This is a genomic window from Mycobacterium sp. MUNTM1, from assembly GCF_054660795.1.
Map to the genome: position 1 here is coordinate 13,726 of NZ_BAAGDE010000056.1, position 22,261 is coordinate 35,986.

20 protein-coding genes and 1 pseudogene are annotated in these 22,261 nt (G+C 69.1%); 8 read left to right on the forward strand and 13 right to left on the reverse strand.

What is annotated here, in order from left to right; all coding sequences use genetic code 11:
• Positions 1–172: 172 nt before the first annotated feature.
• Together ACYQ8K_RS24570 and ACYQ8K_RS24575 are read left to right on the forward strand one after the other, a co-directional pair.
• Positions 173–940 carry a TVP38/TMEM64 family protein gene (locus tag ACYQ8K_RS24570; protein ID WP_459973122.1) on the forward strand — a complete coding sequence of 256 codons (768 nt, stop codon included), beginning with the start codon at positions 173–175 and terminating at the stop codon, positions 938–940.
• 65 nt (positions 941–1,005) lie between these two features.
• Positions 1,006–1,983 (forward strand): S1 family peptidase, encoded by a 978-nt coding sequence (locus ACYQ8K_RS24575; protein WP_459973124.1) that lies wholly within the window; start codon positions 1,006–1,008, stop codon positions 1,981–1,983.
• A 479-nt stretch (positions 1,984–2,462) separates the two neighbouring features.
• Here ACYQ8K_RS24575 and ACYQ8K_RS24580 read toward each other — a convergent pair whose 3' ends face one another.
• Positions 2,463–3,788 (reverse strand): sensor histidine kinase, encoded by a 1,326-nt coding sequence (locus ACYQ8K_RS24580; protein WP_459973126.1) that lies wholly within the window; start codon positions 3,786–3,788, stop codon positions 2,463–2,465.
• A 148-nt stretch (positions 3,789–3,936) separates the two neighbouring features.
• Between ACYQ8K_RS24580 and ACYQ8K_RS24585 the strand changes: the two genes are divergently transcribed.
• The 3 genes and pseudogenes from ACYQ8K_RS24585 (at position 3,937) to ACYQ8K_RS24595 (ending at position 5,679) form a co-directional block, all read left to right on the forward strand.
• Positions 3,937–4,656, forward strand: a complete 720-nt coding sequence (locus ACYQ8K_RS24585) for a response regulator transcription factor (RefSeq protein ID WP_459973128.1) — start codon at positions 3,937–3,939, stop codon at positions 4,654–4,656.
• Positions 4,653–5,105 (forward strand): annotated as a pseudogene (locus tag ACYQ8K_RS24590) (two-component sensor histidine kinase); the annotation flags it as partial. The gene ACYQ8K_RS24585 and the pseudogene ACYQ8K_RS24590, both read left to right, overlap by 4 nt.
• A gap of 100 nt (positions 5,106–5,205) precedes the next feature.
• Positions 5,206–5,679 (forward strand): nitroreductase family deazaflavin-dependent oxidoreductase, encoded by a 474-nt coding sequence (locus ACYQ8K_RS24595; RefSeq protein ID WP_459973130.1) that lies wholly within the window; start codon positions 5,206–5,208, stop codon positions 5,677–5,679.
• Here ACYQ8K_RS24595 and ACYQ8K_RS24600 read toward each other — a convergent pair.
• The 3 genes from ACYQ8K_RS24600 to ACYQ8K_RS24610 are packed head-to-tail and all read right to left on the reverse strand — an operon-like array spanning position 5,676 to position 7,649.
• The gene (locus ACYQ8K_RS24600; protein ID WP_459973132.1) at positions 5,676–6,032 is read right to left on the reverse strand and encodes a DoxX family protein; all 357 of its coding nucleotides are present in this window, start codon (positions 6,030–6,032) and stop codon (positions 5,676–5,678) included. The two genes, ACYQ8K_RS24595 and ACYQ8K_RS24600, sit on opposite strands and share 4 nt — an antisense overlap.
• A gap of 9 nt (positions 6,033–6,041) precedes the next feature.
• Positions 6,042–7,175 carry an SPFH domain-containing protein gene (locus tag ACYQ8K_RS24605; RefSeq protein ID WP_459973134.1) on the reverse strand — a complete coding sequence of 378 codons (1,134 nt, stop codon included), beginning with the start codon at positions 7,173–7,175 and terminating at the stop codon, positions 6,042–6,044.
• Between the two features lie 36 nt (positions 7,176–7,211).
• The gene (locus ACYQ8K_RS24610) at positions 7,212–7,649 is read right to left on the reverse strand and encodes an NfeD family protein (RefSeq protein ID WP_459973136.1); all 438 of its coding nucleotides are present in this window, start codon (positions 7,647–7,649) and stop codon (positions 7,212–7,214) included.
• Positions 7,650–7,706: 57 nt separating this feature from the next.
• Here ACYQ8K_RS24610 and ACYQ8K_RS24615 point away from each other — a divergent pair, with 57 nt between their 5' ends.
• Positions 7,707–8,651 carry a hypothetical protein gene (locus ACYQ8K_RS24615; RefSeq protein ID WP_459973138.1) on the forward strand — a complete coding sequence of 315 codons (945 nt, stop codon included), beginning with the start codon at positions 7,707–7,709 and terminating at the stop codon, positions 8,649–8,651.
• On the opposite strand, the gene ACYQ8K_RS24620 is transcribed toward ACYQ8K_RS24615, so the two are convergent.
• Genes ACYQ8K_RS24620 through fabG1 form a run of 3 tightly spaced genes read right to left on the reverse strand, consistent with a single transcriptional unit; the run spans position 8,648 to position 11,308 of the window.
• Complete coding sequence (locus ACYQ8K_RS24620; RefSeq protein WP_459973140.1) at positions 8,648–9,685, reverse strand: ferrochelatase; 1,038 nt, start codon at positions 9,683–9,685, stop codon at positions 8,648–8,650. The genes ACYQ8K_RS24615 and ACYQ8K_RS24620 overlap by 4 nt on opposite strands.
• Before the next feature lie 23 nt (positions 9,686–9,708).
• Positions 9,709–10,518 carry an NADH-dependent enoyl-ACP reductase InhA gene (gene inhA, locus ACYQ8K_RS24625; protein ID WP_459973142.1) on the reverse strand — a complete coding sequence of 270 codons (810 nt, stop codon included), beginning with the start codon at positions 10,516–10,518 and terminating at the stop codon, positions 9,709–9,711.
• 34 nt (positions 10,519–10,552) lie between these two features.
• A complete protein-coding gene (gene fabG1, locus ACYQ8K_RS24630) occupies positions 10,553–11,308 on the reverse strand; it encodes a 3-oxoacyl-ACP reductase FabG1 (RefSeq protein WP_459973143.1) in 756 nt (251 codons plus the stop codon).
• A 96-nt stretch (positions 11,309–11,404) separates the two neighbouring features.
• On the opposite strand from fabG1, the gene ACYQ8K_RS24635 reads away from it, so the two are divergent.
• Positions 11,405–12,955 (forward strand): hypothetical protein, encoded by a 1,551-nt coding sequence (locus ACYQ8K_RS24635; protein ID WP_459973145.1) that lies wholly within the window; start codon positions 11,405–11,407, stop codon positions 12,953–12,955.
• A 4-nt stretch (positions 12,956–12,959) separates the two neighbouring features.
• On the opposite strand, the gene ACYQ8K_RS24640 is transcribed toward ACYQ8K_RS24635, so the two are convergent.
• The 6 genes from ACYQ8K_RS24640 to ACYQ8K_RS24665 form a co-directional block, all read right to left on the reverse strand.
• A complete protein-coding gene (locus ACYQ8K_RS24640; protein WP_459973147.1) occupies positions 12,960–13,967 on the reverse strand; it encodes a VWA domain-containing protein in 1,008 nt (335 codons plus the stop codon).
• Positions 13,964–14,875 carry a DUF58 domain-containing protein gene (locus tag ACYQ8K_RS24645; protein ID WP_459973172.1) on the reverse strand — a complete coding sequence of 304 codons (912 nt, stop codon included), beginning with the start codon at positions 14,873–14,875 and terminating at the stop codon, positions 13,964–13,966. The genes ACYQ8K_RS24640 and ACYQ8K_RS24645 overlap by 4 nt, the downstream gene beginning before the upstream one ends.
• Positions 14,876–14,910: 35 nt before the next feature.
• Positions 14,911–16,041, reverse strand: coding sequence for a chaperone MoxR1 (gene moxR1 / locus ACYQ8K_RS24650; RefSeq protein ID WP_459973148.1), 1,131 nt, complete (start codon positions 16,039–16,041; stop codon positions 14,911–14,913).
• Between the two features lie 164 nt (positions 16,042–16,205).
• Positions 16,206–16,940, reverse strand: coding sequence for an NlpC/P60 family peptidoglycan endopeptidase RipB (gene ripB, locus ACYQ8K_RS24655; protein ID WP_459973174.1), 735 nt, complete (start codon positions 16,938–16,940; stop codon positions 16,206–16,208).
• A gap of 25 nt (positions 16,941–16,965) precedes the next feature.
• Positions 16,966–18,414, reverse strand: a complete 1,449-nt coding sequence (ripA, locus tag ACYQ8K_RS24660) for an NlpC/P60 family peptidoglycan endopeptidase RipA (protein WP_459973150.1) — start codon at positions 18,412–18,414, stop codon at positions 16,966–16,968.
• 239 nt (positions 18,415–18,653) lie between these two features.
• Complete coding sequence (locus ACYQ8K_RS24665; protein ID WP_459973152.1) at positions 18,654–19,193, reverse strand: Rv1476 family membrane protein; 540 nt, start codon at positions 19,191–19,193, stop codon at positions 18,654–18,656.
• A gap of 234 nt (positions 19,194–19,427) precedes the next feature.
• Here ACYQ8K_RS24665 and ACYQ8K_RS24670 point away from each other — a divergent pair, with 234 nt between their 5' ends.
• Entirely contained in the window at positions 19,428–22,244 is a 2,817-nt protein-coding gene (locus ACYQ8K_RS24670) for an aconitate hydratase (protein WP_459973154.1), read from the forward strand.
• Positions 22,245–22,261 lie beyond the last annotated feature (17 nt).

The window sequence follows — 22,261 nt, forward strand, 5'->3', positions numbered from 1 at the left end:
CCTTTTCCCAGCATTTAGGGCTACAGCTCTGGGGATACCACTTAGCTACTGAGGCTAATTGATGACCGCTCGTCGCAAAAAACCGCCAGGTATGGCGAGCGGGCCCGATTCCGGATGAAACGCCAGCCTCGGGAAACGGCTTATTCATCCGCGCCCCGTACCCTATGAAGACGTGACGGGTTCCGCCACCAGCAAAATCACCGAGACGCTCCGCGATCTCGGCTGCGCCATCGGCGTCGCCGCGCGAGGCGTGTCCCGGTCGCGGATCGTCTGGACAGTGGTGGGCATCACAGCCCTGGTGGTGCTGGCGTCGTGGCTGCCGCTGCCCTCGCCGGTGCAGATGCGCGACTGGGCGCAGTCCGTCGGGCCGTGGTTTCCGCTGGCGTTCTTGGCCGCCCACATCGTCGTGACGGTGGTGCCCATTCCGCGCACGGCGTTCACCCTGGCGGCCGGGCTGCTGTTCGGCCCGCTGCTGGGCGTCGCGATCGCGGTGGTCGCCAGCACCGCGAGCGCGATGATCGCCCTGCTGTTGGTGCGCGCGGCCGGGTGGCGGCTGAACCGCCTAGTGCGCCACCGGTCCATCGACACCGTGGAAGAGCGCCTGCGACAACGGGGCTGGCTGGCCATCCTCTCGCTGCGGCTGATTCCCGCGGTGCCGTTCTCCGCGCTCAACTACGCCGCGGGCGCGTCGAGCGTGCGGGTGCTGCCCTACGCGGTGGCGACCCTGATCGGGCTGCTGCCCGGCACCACCGCCGTGGTGGTGCTCGGCGATGCCCTCGCCGGCCACATCAGCGCGCTGCTGTATCTGGTATCGGCGGTCACGAGCGCGCTGGGACTGACTGGGCTGATCATCGAGATCCGCCACTTCCGGCGGCACCACCGCCGCGCGCACCGTCACCTCGACGACGAGCACTCCCCCGAACCGGCCGCCATCAGCTGATCACCAACTTCATTCAGACCGCCGCGCGGTGCGCCAAAGATCGGTCTAATGGAGAGGTGTACGCGATGGAGGTCGCGAGCTGGGGGACGCCGTACTCGCCAGCTCGTGCCGTCGCGCTGCCGCTGAGCGCCCTGGTGTTGGCGGTACTCGCCGTGATGGGCTTCCTACCCGGTCCGGACGAGCGGCGTCGCAAGCCGAAGCGGAACCTGTTCGCCCGCCTGGCCGTGCAGCCACGCCGCGCCAAGATCCATACCTCGTTGCTCATCCTCGCGGTGGTGTGCAGCATCGCCGCCCTGGTGGCGGCTGTCTGCTTGTTCCCTACGACCGCCGTCCCGGCGCAGCAGGCGGCGCCGTCTCCGCCGCCCGTCCTGGCACCGATCGATCTGCCCGCCGCCAGCGCCGCGGGCCCGGGTGCCGGCATCTACGTCGACTACGCTGACGGCTCCGGTGGAATGGGCTGTACCGCAGGGTTTTTGGTGCGCGCCAGCAGCGGCAAAGCCGGCATCCTCACCGCCGGCCACTGCAACCGGCCCGGCGAAGCCAGCAAGGTGAGGATGAACCTGGGCGGTGTTTTGCCCTACGCGACGCTCGGGACGTTCAGCGAGACCGTCAGCGAGGGAGTCCACGACGAACAGCACGACATCGGCCTCATCACGCTGGACGGTGACAACGTTCCCCAGTCCTCAGCGATCGCCTCGTCGTTGCCGGTCAGCGGTGTCGCCACCAACCTGCGACTCGGCCAGCAATTGTGCAAGTTCGGCATGGGCTCCGGCGCGGACGCCTGCGGGCAGATCGTGCAGATCACCGGCAGCAAGGTCGTGTTCCTGGCGAGCGGCCAGTGCGGCGATTCGGGCGGCCCGGTGTATACGTACGAAACGGACGGCACCGTCAGCGCCGTCGGCATCCTCATCCGCGGCGGCGACCCCTACACCCCCAAAGCCGGGTGCGCGGCGCGGGCGAAATTCTCGGTCGCCGAGTTGGTGCGGCCTTGGCTGGACAAGTGGCACCTGGCGGTCGTGACCGCGCCGGCTTCCCCGGGCTGACGGGCTCTTTCCTGCCATCTTCAGGTGGGCTTCAGGCTGACTTCCTACCGTCACGGCATCGCCTCGGACCATGCGGGGCGCGGTGACCGGTAATGCGGTGCGAGACGCGCGCTTTCGCACCGGCCGGATGAAGGAACCGTCGACAGAGAGGATGGAAGAGCCCAGTGAAAATCAAGCAACTGATCGCTGGTTCGTTGATCGCGGGAAGCCTCGGGGTGGCCGCGGCCGGATTTGGCGCCGCGGTGGCCAGCGCGGATCCGCCGCCACCACCGCCGGGGCCGGGGCAACCTTGGGGGCCAGGGCCCGGTGGACCGGGCGGGCCAGGCGGGCCGCCCCCGCCGCCGGGCGGACCGCTCGCACCGCCGCCGCCCGGCGGTCCCGGTGGACCGTTCCGTCCGCCACCGCCGGGGTTCTGATGCCGGCCGTGCGCTAACCGGGCCGAGCGGTGGCCGCCTCAGACGGGTGGCCACCGCTCGGCCTCATGCGCGCGGCAGCGTGAGCCGGAATTGCGCGCCGCCCCGGTGCGGCAGGCACACCAGTTCGCCGCCGTGGGCACGCGCCAGTGCCCGCGCGATCGCCAGCCCCAGCCCGGCACCGCCGTGGTCGCGGGCGCGGCCGGGGTCCAGGCGCACCAGCCGCTCGAAGATGTTGTCCCGCTGATCATCTGGGATGCCCGGGCCGGTGTCGGTGACGGTGATTTCCGCGAGGCCCTCGGGGGCGCGAAGGTCGACGGTGATGGCTCCGCCGGCGGGTGTGTACCGGCGGGCGTTGTCGAGCAGGTTGGACACGATCTGCGACAGACGGGTCGCGTCGGCGTCGAGATGCAGTGTGGTCACACCGGTGCGGGACACGCTGACCTGCGGGGCCAGCATCGCGGCTCTGTCCACCTCGCCGTCGAGCACGGCGGCCACGTCCACGTCGTGCAACTCGAGCGCGAGCCCGGCGTCGATGCGGCTCAGGTCCAGCATGTCGGAGACGAGCCGTCCGGCGCGGCGAGCGTCGGAGAGCAACAGGCTCGCCCGGCGGTATTGCCCGTCGTCGTGGTGTTCGGAGGCGCTGTGCGCGACCTGCTCGGCGGCGACCTGAATGCCGGCGATCGGGGTGCGCAACTCGTGGGCGGCGTCGACCAGAAACCGCCGGGTCGCCGTCTCCGCGCGCTGCGCGGTGTCGGCGGCGTGCCGCGCCCGGTGCTCGGACAGTTCCAGTGCGTCCAGCATGCCGTCGAAAGCGCTTGCGGCGCGGCCGAGTTCGGTGTCAGTACGATCAGGGTGCAGCCGGCGGCCGCGATCGCCGGTGGTGATGGCGTTGGCCAGCGCGGTGAGCCGATCCAATGGACGCAGCGCCGCCCGGCTGACCGCGATGAGGAGCAGCGCCGCGAGCAGCAGGGTCACCAGACCCGCCCCGGTCATCAACCCGCGCAACTGATGCGCGACCTGGGTGGCCTGCGTCGTGTCGGCGACCAGGATCACCCGGCTTCCATCGGGCAGCGGGTGCACGACGGAGGTCGCGGTGGCGTCCGGCGGAGGGCCGGGCGGCGGCGGAAGTGCGTACGGCGGTGGCGGATACGGCGGATACGGCGGCGGCGGGTACCCGGGCGGCGGCCCGGGAGGCGGCGGCGGGGGCGGACCGACGCTGACGATCCAGGCGAAGGCGATCGCCGCGACGGTGCCGACCGCGCCGAGCAGCACGCCCGCCACTCCGGCGCCGATCACCACGCCGGTGGGGTAACGGCGTCGCTCGGGTGTTTGGTAGGCCACCGGCGCCGGCGCGGGTGGATTGGTGTTGATGTCGTCGTTCGTGGTCATGTCACGGACGTTAAGAGCCGGGGCTGAAATGGATCTGAAGAAATCTGCCGGGCGAACGGACCTCATCCGTCACGGTGGTCCCCGGCGGCGGCCAGCGACACAGGCCCTCTCCGCCCGCTTCAGGTTCATCTCAGCACCGGTGTCGACAATGAGGGGTATGACCGACTGCCCACGTGCCGGCCCCCACTTCAGCGTCGGCACACCGCGGGTGCTGGTCGTCGAAGACTCCGAGACCATCCGGGAGATGGTCAGCGAAGCGCTCGCCGATGTCGGCTATCACACCGACGCCCGCCGCGACGGCGACGGCCTGGAAGAGGTCCTCGACGGGATGCGGCCCGACCTGGTGGTGCTCGACGTGATGCTGCCCGGGCGCGACGGGTTCGAGCTGATCGACGTCGTCCGCGAATGGGGCGACATCGGGATCGTCCTGATTACGGCGCGCGACGGGCTGCCCGATCGGCTGCGCGGGCTCGACGGCGGGGCCGACGACTACGTCATCAAGCCGTTCGAGCTGGCCGAACTCGTGTCGCGGGTCGGTGCTGTGCTGCGCCGACGCGGCCGGCTATCGGAGGTGATTCAGGTGGGCGACGTCACGCTGGACCTCGGCGCCGGCGTGGCCGCGCGCGGCGGACACCGGCTGGATCTGACCGCCACCGAGCTGCGCGTGCTGGCTTTCCTGGTGGAGCAGCGCGGCCGGATCGTCAGCGCGGGCCAGATCCTGAACGGGGTGTGGGGCTACGACGCCTACGACCCGAACCTGGTGCAGGTCCATGTCAGCGGGCTGCGGCGCAAGCTCGAGGCGCATGGGCCGCGGATCCTGCACACCGTGCGCGGGATCGGTTATCGCCTGCAGGCCGAGCGGTCATGACGGCCGTGTCGACGACGCCGACGCCGTCGCTGCAACGTCGCGTGACGCTGGTGGTGCTGGCCCTGCTGGCCGTCCTGCTGGTGGTGCTCGGAGTCACCATCGACATCACGATGGGCGTTCTCGCCCACCGCAATCTGCACGATCGGCTGCTGGCCGCGACCTCGCGCGCGGACGCGTTGAACGCCGCGCGCACCTCGCCCGATCTGCTCGCCGCCGAGCTGAACGGCGGCGGGATCCGGGCGCTCGTGGTCACGGCCGACGGCACCGCGTACGGCGACCGCGGGATCAGTCCCGCGCTGAGCGACGGGGAGGTCGAACCACCACCGTTCTATCCGCCGCCGCCCCCGTACCCGCCGCCGCCCGGGCCGCCGGGACCCCCGCGCGGCTTCTGGCCGCCGCCCCCGGGCGAGGGATCCCCGACACCGCCGGCGTCCCCCGCGCCGCATCCCTGACAACTGAGCCTGTCGCCGTCACGATGCCCGACGTCGTGACGGCGACCGGCGTCGGCCCAGTAGCGTCTCGGTTATCCCGACGACCGAGGAGAGCCGCATGACATCGGACAGCCTCGCCAGCCTCGCCGGGCGGCTGCTGCGCTCGCGCCGCCTCATGCGCGCGCCGATATGGATGTACAAAGCCCGCGCGGGCGCGCTCTTCGGTTCCCGCATCCTGCTGCTCGAGCATGTCGGCCGCAAGTCGGGACTGCCGCGCTACGCGGCGCTGGAGGTCGTCGACCACTCCGTGCCCGACACCTATGTCGTCGCCTCGGGCTTCGGCCGAAAAGCCCAGTGGTTCCGCAACATTGAAGCCAACCCCCGGGTGCGGGTGTACGCGGGCAGCCACGCGCCCAGGACCGCTACCGCGCGGGTGCTGACCACGCCGGAGGCCGATCGCACCCTGGCCGCCTACCGGACCCGTCACCCCAAAGCGTGGGAAAGGATGCGCCCGGTGCTGGAGCAGACGCTCGGCGTCCCGATCACCGACACCGACACCCCCCTGCCGCTGGTCGAGTTGCGCCTCGATTAGCCCTCTTCCGGCCCCTTGATCGTCATCGCGGCGACCAGCGCCAAAAACAGCGCGGCCGGAAGGCCGTTGACGACCTTGTCGCGCACCCGAACGTGCGCGCCGACCGCCAGCACGAAGTACAACGTCAGCATCGCCGTCGTCAACCGCGCCAGCGCCGGAAAGCGGTGGACCGACAGCAGACCGACCGCAGCGGCCGCCTTCACCGCCGGCAGCACGGGCCGGATGTTCTCCGGGAGGCCCACGTCGTCGAGGACCTTCTTGATCGGGGCCACCTGCACGCCGCACGCCACCGCGTCGACGGCGTGGAACACGCCGAGCGCCGTGTAGGTCTTCGGGGAAGTCAACACGCTCATGCGTCAATCCTAGGGAGTCAGCTCCCCCGCGGCGCCGTCCGCCGGCTGACGCGCGATCGCCTCGGCCTTGGCCACCGCCTGGGCGATGGCGGGGTCGGTTTCGGTGGAGAACCAGTCGGCGACGTCGGCGTCGTCGTCGGCGCTGTGCTTGGGCGCGTCATCGACGGGTGACGGCTGGAAGCGGAACACCCCGTCCTGGCCCGGGGTTCCCAGCAGCTTGGTGAATCCCTGTAACGCCGCGTTGAAGTCGCTGGGCACCACCCACACCTTGTTGGCGTCGCCGCGCGCCATCTCGGGCAATGTCTGCAGATACTGGTAGGCCAGCATCTCGGGGGTGGGCCGGCCGGCCTTGATCGCGGCGAACGTCTTCTCGATCGCCTTGGCCTGTCCCTGCGCCTGCAGGTATGCCGCGGCGCGTTCACCCTGGGCGCGCAGCATCCGGGACTGCCGGTCGGCCTCGGCGCCCAGGATCGCGGCCTGCTTGGCGCCCTCGGCGGCCAGGATCTGCGCCTGCTTCTGCCCCTCCGCCTCCTTGATCGCCGCCTCCCGCATGCCTTCGGCGGTCAGGATCATCGCCCGCTTCTCGCGGTCGGCCTTCATCTGCTTTTCCATCGACGCCTGGATCGACGGCGGCGGGTCGATGCTGCGCAGTTCGACCCGGGCGACGCGCAGCCCCCAGCGGCCGGTCGCCTCGTCGAGCACGCCGCGCAGTTGCCCGTTGATCTGGTCGCGCGAGGTCAGCGTCTGCTCTAGCGTCATGCCGCCGACGACGTTGCGCAGCGTGGTGGTGGTGAGCTGCTCCACGCCGACGATGTAGTTGCTGATCTCGTAGACGGCGGCCTGGGGCACGGTGACCTGGAAGTAGACCACCGTGTCGATGTTGAGGGTCAGGTTGTCCTCGGTGATCACCGGCTGCGGCGGGAACGACACCACCCGCTCGCGCAGATCCACCCGGGCGCGAACCCGATCGATGAACGGCACCAACAGCGTGAGTTGCCCGCTGACCGTGCGACTGTAGCGTCCCAGCCGTTCGATCACCGCCGCCTCTGCCTGAGGTATGAGCGCCACCGACTTGGCCACCACGACGATGGCGAAGATCACCAAGACGGCCAGCAGTACCAAACCAGCAACCGCACCTTGCATCGGACTTCCTTTCCTTCGCAGCGGTTCTCGCCGCCGCTACAGACTGCTCCTGAACACCACCGCGGTGGCACCGTCGATCTGCATGACGGTGACGGGCTCACCGGGTTCGTAGACCTCGCCGTCGTTGAGCGGACGCGCAGTCCATACCTGGCCGTCGAGTTTCACCTGGCCCTCGTCGCGTGCGACCCGCTCGAGCACCAGCGCGGTTTTGCCCTGCAGCGCCTCGATTCCCAAGCGCGGCATCCCGGCCGGCGTCAGTCGTCGCTTCAGCGGCGGGCGAACCACCACCAACAGCAACACCGAGACGACCAGGAACACCGCGCCGTTCGCCCACGCCGGAAAGTCGGTCAGCCAACTGGTTAGCGAGGCGGCCAGTGCGCCCCCACCGAGCATCACCAAAAACAAATGGCCGGTGAGTGCCTCCGCACCGGCCAGCACCAGCGCGAATATTAGCCAAAGCAGCGCGGCGGGCATGCGGCAAGAATACGCGTGATCCGCCTTTGCCGGGCAAAACAACTACACTGCGTTCTCGTGTGGTGTCCCAGTGTTTCGCTGTCCCTGTGGGCCAATGCCTGGCTCGCCGGAAAGGCCGCGCCCGATGACGTCCTGGACGCGTTATCCGTTTGGGCGCCAAAGCAATCGGTGACCGCGTATGATGCCGTCGCGGCGGGCCACACCGGGCTGCCCTGGCCCGATGTGCACGACGCCGGGACCGTCACGTTGCTGCAGACATTGCGCGCCGCGATCGGCCGGCCGACGCCGACGCCGGATGCGCTCGGCTTGATGCGCGGGACGATCAACGTGGTTTTGCCGGTGCCCGGCGATGTGCGCGGGCTGGCGCCGGGAACGCAGTTCGAGCGGGACGCCCTGGCCGCCGGGGAGGCGGTGATCATCGCCAATCCCCGCAATCCCGCCGCCGCCGTCGGCCTGGTGCCCGAATTCTCCTACGAGGACGACGAGGACGCGCCCGACGACTACGAGACGCGGCTGGCGGAGCTGTGCGCGCTGACGTGGGCGGTGTACTCGCTGCCCGGCGCGCCGGTGCTGGACCATTACGAGCTCGGCGACGCCGAGTACACGCTGCGCTCGGCGGTCCGCTCGGCCGCCGACGCGCTGGGCGCGATCGGGCTGGGAGCGGCGGCCTCCGACGTGGACGACCCACGTGGGCTGGTCGAGCAACTGCTGGAATCCGCACGGCAACACCGCATTCCCGACCACGCGCCGACGCGAGCGCTGCGGGTGCTGGAGAAAGCCGCGCACGTCGACGCCATCATCGCGGTCAGCGCGGGGCTGAGCCGATCCGACTCTCCGGACCGTTTCACCGCGCCCGTCGCCGCGGGCCCGGAACCGCTGGGAACCCAGTCATCCTCGGAGGCGCGCATCGCCAGCGACGCGCTGCGACCGCTGACCGCCGTGGTGCGTTCGGCGCGGATGGCGGCCGTGACCGCGATCCTGCATTCCGCCTGGGGCGATTAGTCACCAGCGCCGGCCGCGCAGTGCGGCGGGCGGCACGGCGCGCCGTTGACGCTGGCCAGGCAGCCCGGCACCGGGTCCGGCCCGGCTGTCCTCTCGGGCGCCCGGCCGTAGCGCAGTTCGTCGATCAGGTCGGCGGCCAGCTGCGCGAAACGCGGGTGGGCGTTGGGCGTCGAGGCCCGCACCAGCGTCACGCCCGCCGCTGCCGCCTGGGCCGCCAGCTCGTTGTCGAGGTCCCACACCACCTCGATGTGGTCGGCCACAAACCCGACCGGGCAGACGATGACGGCCGTGGTGCCGGCCCGCGCCAGCGCGGCCAGGTGGTCGGCGACGTCGGGCTCCAGCCACGGAACCTGGGGCGGCCCCGACCGGGATTGCCACGCCAGGTCGTACTCGGCGTAGCCGGCGGCGGCCGCCACAAGGCTTGCGGCATAGCCGACTTGGCGGCTGTACAGCTGCGGGCCGAGCCGGTCGTCGGCGGCCACCGGGATGGAATGCGCGGTGAACACCAGACGAGCGCCGGCCTGTTGTTCGGCGGTCAGCGCGCCCGACGCCGCACCGATGGTGTCGGCGAAGATCCGCACGAACCGCGGGTGGTCGAAATAGGGCCGCAGCTTGACCAACTCAGGCGCATCGGGCCCGGCCGCCGCGCGCGCCCGCGCGATGTCCTCGACGTATTGCGTGCAGCTGGAATAGCCGCTCCATGCCGACGTGGTGAATACCGCGGCCCGACGAATTCCGTTGTCCCGCATCGTCGCGACGGTGTCTTCGATATAGGGTTCCCAGTTCCGATTGCCGAAGTAGACCGGCAGGTCCAGGCCGCGGTTACCCAGTTCGGCTTCCAGCTGCTGGATCAGCGCGAGGTTGATCCGGTTGATCGGCGACACCCCGCCGAAATGCAGGTAGTGCTCGGCGACGTGGTCAAGGCGTTCGGGGGGCACGTTGCGGCCCCGGGTGACGTTCTCCAGGAACGGCCGAACCTGCTCGGGACCTTCCGGCCCACCGAAGGACAGCAGCAGGACGGCGTCGAATTCCATTAGGAGTTAGAGCAATTCCGCTTTTACAGCAATTGCGTGCTTGCGCCACCGTCGGCGTAGATGATGGTCCCCGTCGTCGCCGGCAGCCAGTCGGAGAGCAACGCGCACACCGTCTTGGCGACCGGCGTCGGGTCCTTCATGTTCCAGCCGATGGGGGCGCGCTGGTCCCAGCCCTCCTCGAGCAGCTGCATCTGCGCGCCCGCCTCCTCGCCGAGCGCACCGCCGACGATGGCGCTCATGGCCAGCGTCCGGATGGGGCCCGCGGCAACGAGATTGGAGCGCACACCGAACTTGCCCGCCTCGCGCGCCACGAATCGGTTGACCGATTCCAGCGCGCTCTTGGCCACCGTCATCCAGTTGTAGGCCGGCATCGCCCGGCTGGGGTCGAAATCCATGCCCACGATGGAGCCGCCGGGGTTCATGATCGGCAGCGTCGCCTTGGCCAGCGAGGCGTACGAATACGCCGAGATGTGAATGCCTTTCGAGACGTCCTCGTACGGCGCGTCGAAGAACGGGTTGATGCCCATCCCGGTCTGCGGCATGAAACCGATCGAGTGCACCACACCGTCGAGCTTGTTGCCCTCGCCGATCTCGGCCGTGATCCGCTCGGCGAGCGAGTTCAGGTGCTCCTCGTTTTGCACGTCGAGTTCGATCAACGGCGCCTTCTCCGGCAACCGGTCGGCGATGCGCTGAATCAGGCGCAACCGGTCAAACCCGGTGAGCACCAACTGCGCACCCGCCTCCTGGGCCGCCTTGGCGATATGAAACGCGATCGACGAATCGGTGATGATCCCGGAGATCAGAATCCGTTTGCCGTCGAGCAGTCCTGCCATGTCCGTCCTCAATATCCTTGTGTCGTAGTTGAAGTCAGTGGCCCATGCCCATGCCGCCGTCGACCGGGATAACCGCACCGGCGATGTAACTCGCGTCCTCGGACGCCAGGAAGCTGACCACCCCGGCGACCTCCGCGGCGGTGCCTACCCGCTTCGCCGGGATGAAGTCCAGCGCCCCGGCCTGAATCCGCTCGTCCAGCGCGCGCGTCATCTCGGTGTCGATGTAGCCGGGGGCCACCACGTTGGCGGTCACCCCGGCCTTGGACAGCTCCCGGGAAATCGACCGGGCCATCCCGATCAGCCCGGCCTTGGCGGCCGCGTAGTTGGACTGGTTGCCGATGCCCCAGCTCCCGGACACCGAGCCGATGTAGATGATCCGGCCGAACCGCTTCTTCTGCATGCTGCGCGCCGCGCGCTGGGTCACCCGGAACGCCCCGGTGAGGTTGGCGTTGATGACCTCCTCGAAGCGCTCCTCGGTCATCCGGATGAGGAACGCGTCCTTGGAGATGCCTGCGTTGGACACCAGCACCTCGACCGGGCCCTGGTGCTCCTCGACCTCCTTGAAGGCGCGGTCGATGGCGTCGTTGTCGGTGACGTCGCACTCGACACCGAACAGCCCCTCGGGCGCCCCGGATCCGCGGTGCGTGACGGCCACCTTGTGGCCGTCGGCGGCCAACCGCTGCGCGATCGCCAGGCCGATCCCCCGGTTTCCACCGGTGACCAGGACGGAACGGGATACGAATGCCGGTTTGACGCCGTTGGCGGCGGGTTCAGTGGCTGCTTCAGTCACCCGGCCAACTTATCGCCTCGGCCGGCCAGAGCTGCAATCGGCTCAGCGCGAACGCGACGCGCGAGCCCGGGGCGGCTCCCCTAGGATCTGAGCCTGATGGCCGCAGCCCCGACCCGACCCTTCAGGATCGACGCCCGAGCCGCGGCGCTCTTCGCCGTTTGCTGCGGCGGCTTGCTCGTCCTCCTGCTGGTACGCAACCACGGGCTGTTCGGCCATCCCGTCTACGAGGCCGGGGATCCGGCGGCCAACTCGATTCTCACCATGCAGGCCAAGCATTTCGCCCTGCTGACCGGGCACTACTCCAGGGTCGGCTTCCACCATCCCGGCCCGGCGTTCTTCTACGTGCAGGCCGCCGGCGAATGGTTGCTGCACGACGTGACCCGTGTCGTTCCGGCGGCCTACAACGGGCAGGCGATCGCGATCATGGCCCTCAACGCGACGCTGATCGCCCTCGCGCTGACCATCCTCTACACGTGGGTGCGCTCGGCGCCGGCGGTGCTCACGGCGGCCGGCGTCACCCTCGTCTTCCTCGCCGAACACCCCCAGCTGGTGTGCTCCACCTGGATGCCGCACGCCTGCTTCGCACCCTTCCTTCTCTACCTCGTGGCGGTCGCGTCGGTCGCGGCCGGACGGCTGCGCCACCTGTGGATCATGGTGCTGGCCGGCGGCCTGCTGGTGCACGGGCACGCGGAATTCCTGCTGCTGGTGCCCCTGCTCGCGCTGGCGGCGCTCGTGCCCCGGCGGCGCGAGCTGCTCACGCACCGCCGCGACGTGCTGGTCGCCTCCGCGGTGTTGGCGTTGTTCCTGCTTCCGATGGTGCTCAACGTGATCCTGCACTGGCCGGGCGAGATCCCGCAGTACCTGGCCTACGGCCACCGCTCCCCGAACCCACCGGTTGCGGCCGCGCGATTCCTCGCGCAGTTCTGGGGCCCGGGTCCCGCACTCGGCGCGGTGTTCCTGGTGGGACTGTTCGCGGCGGATCTGGCGCTGGTCCGCAAGCTGTCGCACCCCGACATCGACGAGGCTGTGTGCGGCTTCTTCCGCCGTCTGCTTCGGGTCACCGCCCTGGCCACCGCGCTGTTCGCCTTCTACTGCTGGTACGGCGTGGACCACCTCTGGCAGTCGTACATCGGCGTCTTCTCCTACGCGCTGCCGCTGGTTCTGCTGATCCTGGGTTCGTCGGCGCTGATGGTGCTGGTGACCTCACGGCAGCAGCCGGTGGCCCGGCGCCTGGCGCCCGGCGTCGCGGCCGTCAGCCTGGCGGTCGGGGTGGCGCTCGCGCTCACCACCGACTCGCTGCGCCGAGACCGCGACGAGCTGACCGGCGTGCCCGTCGCGCTCGACTACCTGGCCGCGCACGCCCACGGCAAGCCGATCGTGCTGGAGACGCGCACCGACGAATCATGGGCTGATGCGCTTGCGCTGCTCGACGCCGCCACCCGAAACGGACAGCGCGCCTGCCTGGCGCAGGAGCGCTGGCGGCTCCAGGCCACCCCGCAGTTCATCTGCACGCCGCGGGAACTGGCCGGCGGGGCGCGCTTCACACTCAGCCGCGTCGACCCGGTGTCGCCGGGCGTCCCCGTGGTGCCGAATCTCAATCCGATCCCCGCGTCCTACCCGCCCTCGGCGGTCATCGCCGCCGGCTGAGACGCTACGTCGGTAGGCGCCGGTTGATCAGCAACGCCGCCAGCGCGGCCAGCGCCAGCACCAGCGCGCCCAGCCGCACCCAGCCCACGCTGGCGTCGCCCTTGATGGTCTCGTAGCCGATCTGCTGCTGCAGCGTCGCGTAGACGGATTTCAGTTCCTCCAATGACGCTGCGTTGTAGGCGTTCCCACCCGAGAGCTGGGCCACTTTCTTCAGCGTCTCGTCGTCCACGGGCACCGGCTGGCGCTGGTCGTTGATCTCGACGAAGCCGTATGGGGTGCCGAACGAGATGGTCGAGATCGGCACGCCCTGGTCCTTGGCGGTGCGCGCGGCCGTGAAGGCGCCCTTCGGGTTGTCCGGGTTGGTCGGCATCGTCTCCTTGCCGTCGGAGAACAGCACGATGCGCGCCGGCGGCGGTTTGTCGCCGCCGCCGATCACCGCGCCCACCGTCGCGATGGCCTGCAGGGCGGTGAAGATGCCCTCCCCGGTCGCGGTGCGGTCCGCGTACTGCAGCTTGCCCAGCGCGGTCTTGGTCGATTCGCGGTTGGTCGTGGGCGACACCAATACCGTCGCGGTGCCCGCATAGGCGATCAGCCCGAGGTTGATGCCCGGGGTCAGCTCGTCGGCGAACTGCTTGGCGGCCTCCTGGGCGGCCGCCATTCGGGTGGGCTGCACGTCGGTGGCGCGCATGGATTGTGAGACGTCGATGACCAGCATCACCACCGCGCGGTTGCGGGGAATCCGGACGTCGTTCGTCGGGCCCGCCATCGCAATGGTGAACAGCACCAGCGAGGCGATGAGCAGAATTGCCGGCACGTGCCGCCACCTGGGTGGCCGCTTGGGGGCGACGCTTTCCAGCAGCTCCATGTTGGCGAACCGCAGCATGCGCCGCTGCCGCGCCAACTGCATCAGGATGTAGAGCGCGGCCAGCCCGACGACGACGAGCAGGAACAGAAAGAACCACGAATGTTCAAAGCCCGACAACGACATTGGGCCGAGTAGCGGCAGGGTCACTGCCGCCCTGCCAATGCACCGCGCCGGCGGGATTCGACAAAGCGCACGATGTCGGCGATCCAGTCACGGTCGGTGCGCAGCGTCAGGATCGGGGCCCCGCAGCTGCGGATGGTGCGTGCCACGTCGGCGCGGTGCGCCGCGGCGGCTTTGGCGAAATCGTCGCGCAGCTGGGCGTCGATGGTGAATTCGCGGGTGACGCCGGACTCGGCGTCCTGCAGCACCACGTCACCGATGTCGGGCAGCTCGACGTCGCGGGGGTCCAGCACCTCGACGGCCAGCACCTCGTGCCGGGCGGCGACGGCGCGCAGCGGGCGCATCCAGTTGATCGGCCCGAGGAAGTCGCTGATGATCACCGCCATGCCGCGGCGGCGTTCCGGGCGGCGCAGCGAGTCGATCGCCGTCGCCAGGTCGCCGCGCACCCCGACCGGGGCCCGGGGCGTGGTGGCGATGGTGCGCAGCAGCGTCTGCTCGTGCTGGCGCCCGGAGCGGGCCGGCACCCGGGTGATGTTGGCGCCGGTGGAGACGATCGCGCCCAGCCGGTTGCCGCCCCCGCTGTTGAGGAAGGTGATCGCGGCCGCGGCCGCGACGGCCAGGTCCCGCTTCTCGCAGACGGTGGTGCCGAAGTCCAGGCTGGCCGACATGTCGACCACCAGCCAGGTTTCCAGCTCGCGGTCGGCGATCATCTGCCGCACGTGCGGGTGTGTGGTCCGCGCGGTGACGGCCCAGTCCATCCGGCGGACGTCGTCGCCGGGCTGGTACTCGCGCGACTCCCCCGGCTCCGAGCCCGGCCCCGGGATCAGGCCGAGGTGATCGCCGTGCAGCACCCCGTCGAGCTTGCGCTTGACGGTGAGCTCGAGGGTGCGCAGCGCCGCCGACAGCTTCGGGTCGTCGATCTGACCCCGCTGCATCGATGGCGGATGGACCGCCGCCCGCTTGGGGTCGGTCACCGACCGCTGGCCGCGCCGGCGGGTTGCATCACCGGGGGCACCGAATGACCTTGCTGCGGAACGGCGTTCACCTGAGGCAGGGCAACCGTCTGCAGCACCCGGTTGATGACGATCTCCGGTGAGATCTCGTCGGCCAGCGCGTCGTAGGTGAGCACTAGCCGGTGGCGCAGCACGTCGGGGATGACGTCCACGACGTCCTGCGGGATCACGTAGTCACGGCCGCGGACCAGCGCCAGCGACCGGGACGCCGCGATGATGCCCAGCGAGGCGCGGGGCGAGGCCCCGAACGAGATCCACGTCTTGACGTCGTTCATGCCGAGCTGTTCGGGGTGACGGGTGGCGGTCACCACGCGCACCACGTAGTCGACCAGCGCGTGGTGGACGAAGACGTTGGCCGCGATGTCCTGCAGCCGCAGCAGGTCGCCGGTGTTCAGGATCTGCTTGGGCTCCGGCGGGCGCACGCCCATCCGATAGATGATCTCCCGCTCCTCCTCCGGCGACGGGTAGCCGACGTTGATCTTGAACAGGAAGCGGTCGCGCTGGGCCTCGGGCAGCGGGTACACACCCTCGTGCTCGATCGGGTTCTGCGTGGCCATCACCAGGAACGGGTTGGGCAGCGGGAAGGTCTTGCCGCCGATCGACACGTGCCGCTCCTGCATGACCTCCAGCAGCGCCGACTGCACCTTGGCCGGCGCGCGGTTGATCTCGTCGGCGAGCAGGAAGTTGACCACCACCGGGCCGAGCTCGGTGTCGAACTCTTCCTTGCCCTGCCGGTAGATGCGGGTACCGATGATGTCGGTGGGCACCAGGTCGGGCGTGAACTGGATGCGCGCGAAGGTCCCGCCGACCACCTTGGCGAAGGTCTCGACGGCCAGCGTCTTGGCCACGCCGGGCACACCCTCGAGCAGCACGTGCCCCTTGGACAACAGGCCGACCAGCATGCGCTCCACCAGCTGGTCCTGGCCGACGATGATGCGCTTGACCTCGAAGATGGCCCGTTCCAGGGTCTGCACCTCGCCGGCCAGTCCGTTGCCACCGCCCGTCGGCGCTTCGTGAGCCGGGCCGGTTTGCCCGCCCGGGCCCGAGTAACCGCTGGCGCCTGGCGGCGGCCCACCTGCTGCTGTCATGAACTGCTACCTTCCACCGCTCAACCGACAAAGCTCAATCGGACACACTGCTGGCACGACTCATGTCGTGGCGACGTGCCCGCGTCCAACTATTCCAGGCCCGCCGAATTCCGTCGACGCTGGTGCACCGGCCCGGGGGCCCGCCCACCGAACCGAACGTGGGGTCAGTACTCGATGATCCTGGTCAGGAACGGCGTCATGCCGGGCTTACGAACCGGGCTGACCGTAACCTTGGCGGCGCTGCCCGACGCCTCGAGCATCTGGCCGTTGCCCAGGTACATCGTCACGTGCTGGCTGCCGCCCGGGCCGTAGAAGATCAGGTCGCCGCGCCTGGCCTGATCCGGCGGGATGTGGCGGCCGGCGTTGTACTGGTCACCGGAGAACCGCGGGATCAGCACGCCGACGCCGGCGAAGCCGTACCGCATCAGCCCCGAGCAGTCGAAGCCGGTGATGTTGGCGCCGTCGCCGACGCCCTTGCTCGGCCCCTCGAGCGAGCCACCGCCCCACGAATACGGCACCCCCATCTGGGAGCCCATCCGGCGGATCACGTACTCGATGGCCTGCCGGCCGTTCGCCCGCGGAATCTTGGCGCCCGGGTTGCTCGGAGTGGCCGCCGCCGCGGGAGGGTCGCCACCGAGGTTGATCCCGAGCCCGCTCAGGAACTGCTTGCCCAGATCCATCGTGGTCTGGGTGGCCTGGGCGGTGGCCTGCAGCGACGCGTTGGCGACGGCGAGCGGGTCACCGGGCGCACCGGCGCTGATCTGGGCCGGCAGGGTGGGGTCCCACTGGCCGGGGTCGGCCCCGGCGAGAGGAGCCGGACCCGCCACACAAAACATCAGCCCGGACACCACTGCGGTGATCCAGGCGAAGTTGATGAGACGAAACCGGTTGCGGCGCATGGCTCCTCGTTCAGTACTCACTGGATCACCACTCGATGTAGCGGACCACGTAGGGCGTCATGCCGCTGGTGCGCACCGGTGCGACGCGGACCTTCAACCCGATGTCGGGGGCCTCGAGCATCTGGCCGTCGCCGAGGTAGATCGTGACGTGCTGGCTGCCGCCCGGGCCGTAGAAGATGACGTCGCCGCGGCGCATCTGTGCGGACGGGATCTTGCGGCCCAGGTTGTACTGCGAGCCCGAGTAGTGCGGCAGCTTGATGCCCACCCCGGCGAACGAGTACAGCACCAGCCCCGAACAGTCGAAGCCGGTGATGCCGGCCCCGGAGTCGATGCCCTTGCTCGGGCCTGCCGCGTTGCCGCCGCCCCAGGAGTAGGGCACGCCGATCTGCGACATGCCGCGCCGGATCACGTATTCGGTGGCCTGCCGGCCGTACACCCGGGGAATGCGCCCGCCGACGCCGCCGGGCCCCGCGTTGGTGATGCCGGTGTCGTCGGGCTTGAGGATGCCCATCTGCTGCAGGAAGTTGCGGCCCAGGCCGGCGGTGACCTGAGTCGAGGTGGCCGAGATGCCGAGCACCTGGTTGATCACCGCGATCGGGTCGCCGGGAACGTTGGCGCTCGGGATCATCGGCAGCGTCGGGTCCCAGGCGCCATCCCACTGACGGCCCCCGGACGACGGCGCGGGCGCTCCGGGCGATCCGGTGTCCCACCGGTCGCCCGACGCGGGCGCTCCCGGTCCGCCGGCGCCGGCGGACCACTGCCGCGCGGCCTCGCGCTTGGCCGCCTCCAGCTTGACCTGAGCCTGATCCCGTTCGGCGGCAAGGCGAATGATGTCTTCGCGTTGCTGCTCGAACTTCTGCTTGGAGTTGGTCAGCGCCGCCACCGCCGCGTCCTGGCTGGCCTTGGCGTCGGCGGCGGCCTTGTCGGCGTTCTGCTTGGCCAGCCGCGCCGCCGATTCCTTGTTCACCTGCTCGGTGCGGGCCTGCTGCAGCTTGGCCATCACGGTCTGCGAGCTCGTGGTCAGGTTCTTGGCGGCGGCTTCGGTCGCGATGATGTCGTCGGGGCTGCTCGCCGTCAGGTAGCTGTTCGACGGGCCGTTCATATAGGTGGCCGCGGCGAACGTGTCGAAGCGGCGCTGCGCCCCGGCGATGGCGATGTTGGCGTCCTTGACCGCCTGCTGGCTGGTCTCCACGTCGTGCTGGGCGGTGGCCGCGTTGTCCCGCGCGGTCTCCACGTCGACCAGGGCCTTGTTGACGCTTTCCTGCTCGGTCTGGATCTCGGCGCTGAGGTTCTGCAGCCGCTGGTTGGCCTTCGCGACGTCGGCGATGAGTGCGGCCAGGTTGTCGGCGGTGGGATCGGCGTCCGCGAGGCCCGGCGTCGCGATCAGCAGCGCGAGGCTCAAAACGGATGGGACGACGGGCCGCATCAGCCTTGCGGCCGGTCGCGCAGAAGACCCCCAGCGTGTGCGTCTCATTCGACTCAGGTCTCCTACGGCTCAACACGACGGGCGGCGCCAGCCACAGGTTCCCCGAAAGGCGCCAAAGACAACACCAGCATCATTTGCACCGTACGTCACACGGGTGGGCGTGCAAACGCTCCACCGAAATCGCACTCTCTACGTGCGTTTAATGTGACCGAACGGTGACCTGCCCGGTTTGCCGCAGCTTGCCGCGAGGGTTCGTCGACGGAACCCGAAGAAGCGAATATTGGTGGCTACACGGCGGTATTGGTGTCGACTGCCGGGGTGGCCGCGGTATCGTCCGTCGTTGCTGAGCGCTTGCTACGCACCTGCAACACCCGGGTGCCGACGGCCGCCGCGAGGACGGCGATCAACAGGAAAATCGTCAGCCCGGTCCAGGGAAACTCGGGCGTGTCCAACTCGTGCAAGAAATGCTGCGCGGAGACCACCGGATTGCCGGTCTTGGCGATGTCCTCGCCGGCCTCGAGCGTGACGCGCGGAAACTGCGTGCTGTAGCTGCCGACGTAGCTCGGGCTCAGCGTCAGCACCGTCGCGTCGTGATAATCCGCGCCGACCACCGTCGAGATGTCGCGCAGCGGGGTGTCGTTCGGGGGGTTGTGGTCGAGCAGCACGATCTTGAGGTTGATGCCGTCGGCGTGTGCCTGGTTGACCACGTCGAGCAGTCCCGGCAGCGCCGACGGCGGGGCGCTGACTCCGGTGGCGGCGACCTGAGCCTTCACCATGGTCATGTCGACGTCCACCGGAATGTAGAGCGGCAAGGCCTGCACGGTCATCGCGTCCCTCCTCATGTGCCCGTCACGCTGGCGTGACTCTCGGCCACGGCGGTCACTTTAGCGTGGCGCTCGGCCAAGGATTGGAGACGTCGCGAGGGTTTAAACCGGCGGCCGCGGCGACAAGACTGCAATCAGGAGTGCCGGCGTAATGCAGGACAAGCGTACTGTTAAAGTTGGCACCGCACCGCCGACACGGCCCGTCGCGGTGGGAGAACTAAAGACTCTGGAGTTGAAGTGACTGATTCTGTGAATTCGTTCGAAGCCCGCGACACCCTCAAGGTCGGCGACCAGAGTTACCAGATCTATCGCCTCGACGCCGTTCCCAACACCGAGAAGCTGCCCTACAGCCTCAAGGTGCTGGCCGAAAACCTGTTGCGCAACGAGGACGGCGCCAACATCACCAAAGACCACATCGAGGCCATCGCGAACTGGGATCCCAAGGCGGAACCCAGCATTGAGATCCAGTACACGCCCGCCCGCGTGGTGATGCAGGACTTCACCGGTGTGCCCTGCATCGTCGACCTGGCCACCATGCGCGAGGCCATCGGCGACCTCGGCGGCAAGCCGGACAAGGTCAACCCGCTGGCGCCGGCCGACCTGGTGATCGACCACTCGGTGATCGCCGACCTGTTCGGCACGGCCGACGCGTTCGAGCGCAACGTCGAGATCGAATACCAGCGCAACGGCGAGCGCTACCAGTTCCTGCGCTGGGGCCAAGGCGCGTTCCAGGACTTCAAGGTGGTGCCTCCGGGCACCGGCATTGTGCACCAGGTCAACATCGAGTACCTGGCCAGCGTCGTGATGGAGCGCGACGGCGTCGCATACCCCGACACCTGTGTGGGAACCGACTCGCACACCACGATGGTCAACGGCCTGGGCGTGCTGGGCTGGGGCGTTGGCGGCATCGAGGCCGAGGCCGCGATGCTGGGCCAGCCGGTGTCGATGCTGATCCCGCGCGTGGTCGGCTTCAAGCTGACCGGGGAGATCCAGGCCGGCGTCACCGCCACCGACGTCGTGCTGACCGTCACCGAGATGCTGCGCAAGCACGGTGTCGTCGGCAAGTTCGTCGAGTTCTACGGCAAGGGCGTGTCCGAGGTGCCGCTGGCCAACCGCGCCACGCTGGGCAACATGAGCCCCGAATTCGGTTCCACCGCAGCCATTTTCCCCATCGACGAGGAGACCATCTCCTACTTGAGGTTCACCGGCCGCACCGAGGCGCAACTGGCGCTGGTGGAGGCCTACGCCAAAGAGCAGGGGTTGTGGCACGACCCCGACCACGAGCCCGCGTTCTCGGAGTACCTCGAGCTCGACCTCTCAACGGTGGTGCCGTCGATCGCCGGCCCCAAGCGCCCGCAGGACCGAATCGCCTTGTCGGCGGCCAAGTCCACCTTCCGTGAGCAGATCCTCAGCTATGTCGACGGTGACGCCGACGGCCAGCAGGGCTACTCGAAGCTGGACGAGTCGGTCGAGGAGACCTTCCCGGCCAGCGACCCCGGCGCGGTGTCGAATGGTCATGCCGACGACGTGCCCGAGGTGCACTCGGCGGCCGCGCACGCCAAGGGCCGCCCGAGCAACCCGGTGACCGTAAAGTCCGACGAGCGAGGCGAATTCGTGCTCGACCACGGCGCGGTGGTGATCGCGGCGGTCACGTCGTGCACCAACACCTCCAACCCCGAGGTGATGCTGGGCGCCGCGCTGCTGGCCCGCAACGCCGTCGAGAAGGGACTGACGTCCAAGCCGTGGGTGAAGACCACCATGGCTCCCGGCTCGCAGGTGGTCAACGACTATTACGACAAAGCCGGCCTGTGGCCGTATCTGGAGAAGCTCGGGTTCTACCTGGTGGGCTACGGCTGCACCACCTGCATCGGCAACTCCGGTCCGCTGCCCGACGAAATCTCGAAGGCCGTCAACGACAACGACCTGTCGGTGACCGCCGTGCTCTCGGGCAACCGGAACTTCGAGGGCCGCATCAACCCCGACGTCAAGATGAACTACCTGGCGTCGCCGCCGCTGGTGGTCGCCTACGCGCTGGCCGGCACCATGGACTTCGACTTCGAATCCCAGCCCCTCGGCAAGGACAAAGAAGGCAACGACGTCTTCCTGAAGGACATCTGGCCGTCGCAGCAGGACGTCTCCGACACCATCGCCTCGGCGATCAACTCCGAGATGTTCACCAAGAACTACGGCGACGTGTTCAAGGGCGACGAGCGGTGGCGCAACCTGCCCACCCCGAGCGGCAATACCTTTGAGTGGAACGCGGATTCGACCTACGTCCGCAAGCCCCCGTACTTCGATGGCATGCCGGCCGAGCCCGAGCCGGTCGCCGACATCACCGGCGCGCGCGTGCTGGCGCTGCTGGGCGATTCGGTGACCACCGACCACATCTCCCCCGCAAGCAGCATCAAGCCGGGCACCCCGGCGGCGCAGTACCTCGACGAGCACGGCGTGGAACGCAAGGACTACAACTCCTTCGGCTCGCGGCGCGGCAACCACGAGGTGATGATCCGCGGCACGTTCGCCAACATCCGGCTGCGCAACATGCTGCTCGACGACGTGTCCGGCGGCTACACCCGCGACTTCACCCGGGACGGCGGACCGCAGGCGTTCATCTACGACGCGGCGCAAAACTATGCGGCACAAGACATTCCGCTGGTGGTGCTGGGCGGTAAGGAATACGGGTCGGGTTCCTCGCGAGACTGGGCCGCCAAGGGAACGCGGCTGCTGGGGGTCCGCGCGGTGATCGCCGAGTCCTTCGAGCGGATCCACCGCTCCAACCTGATCGGCATGGGCGTGATCCCGTTGCAGTTCCCCGACGGCAAGTCGGCCACCGACCTAGGCCTGGACGGCACCGAGGTGTTCGACATCACCGGGATCGAGGAGCTCAACAACGGCAAGACGCCGAAGACGGTGCACGTCAAGGCAACCAAGGACGGCGGGGACGACGTCGAGTTCGACGCGGTGGTGCGCATCGACACCCCCGGCGAGGCCGACTACTACCGCAACGGCGGCATCCTGCAGTACGTGCTGCGCAACATGCTGAAGTCCGGCTAGTCCCGGCCCGAATCCAC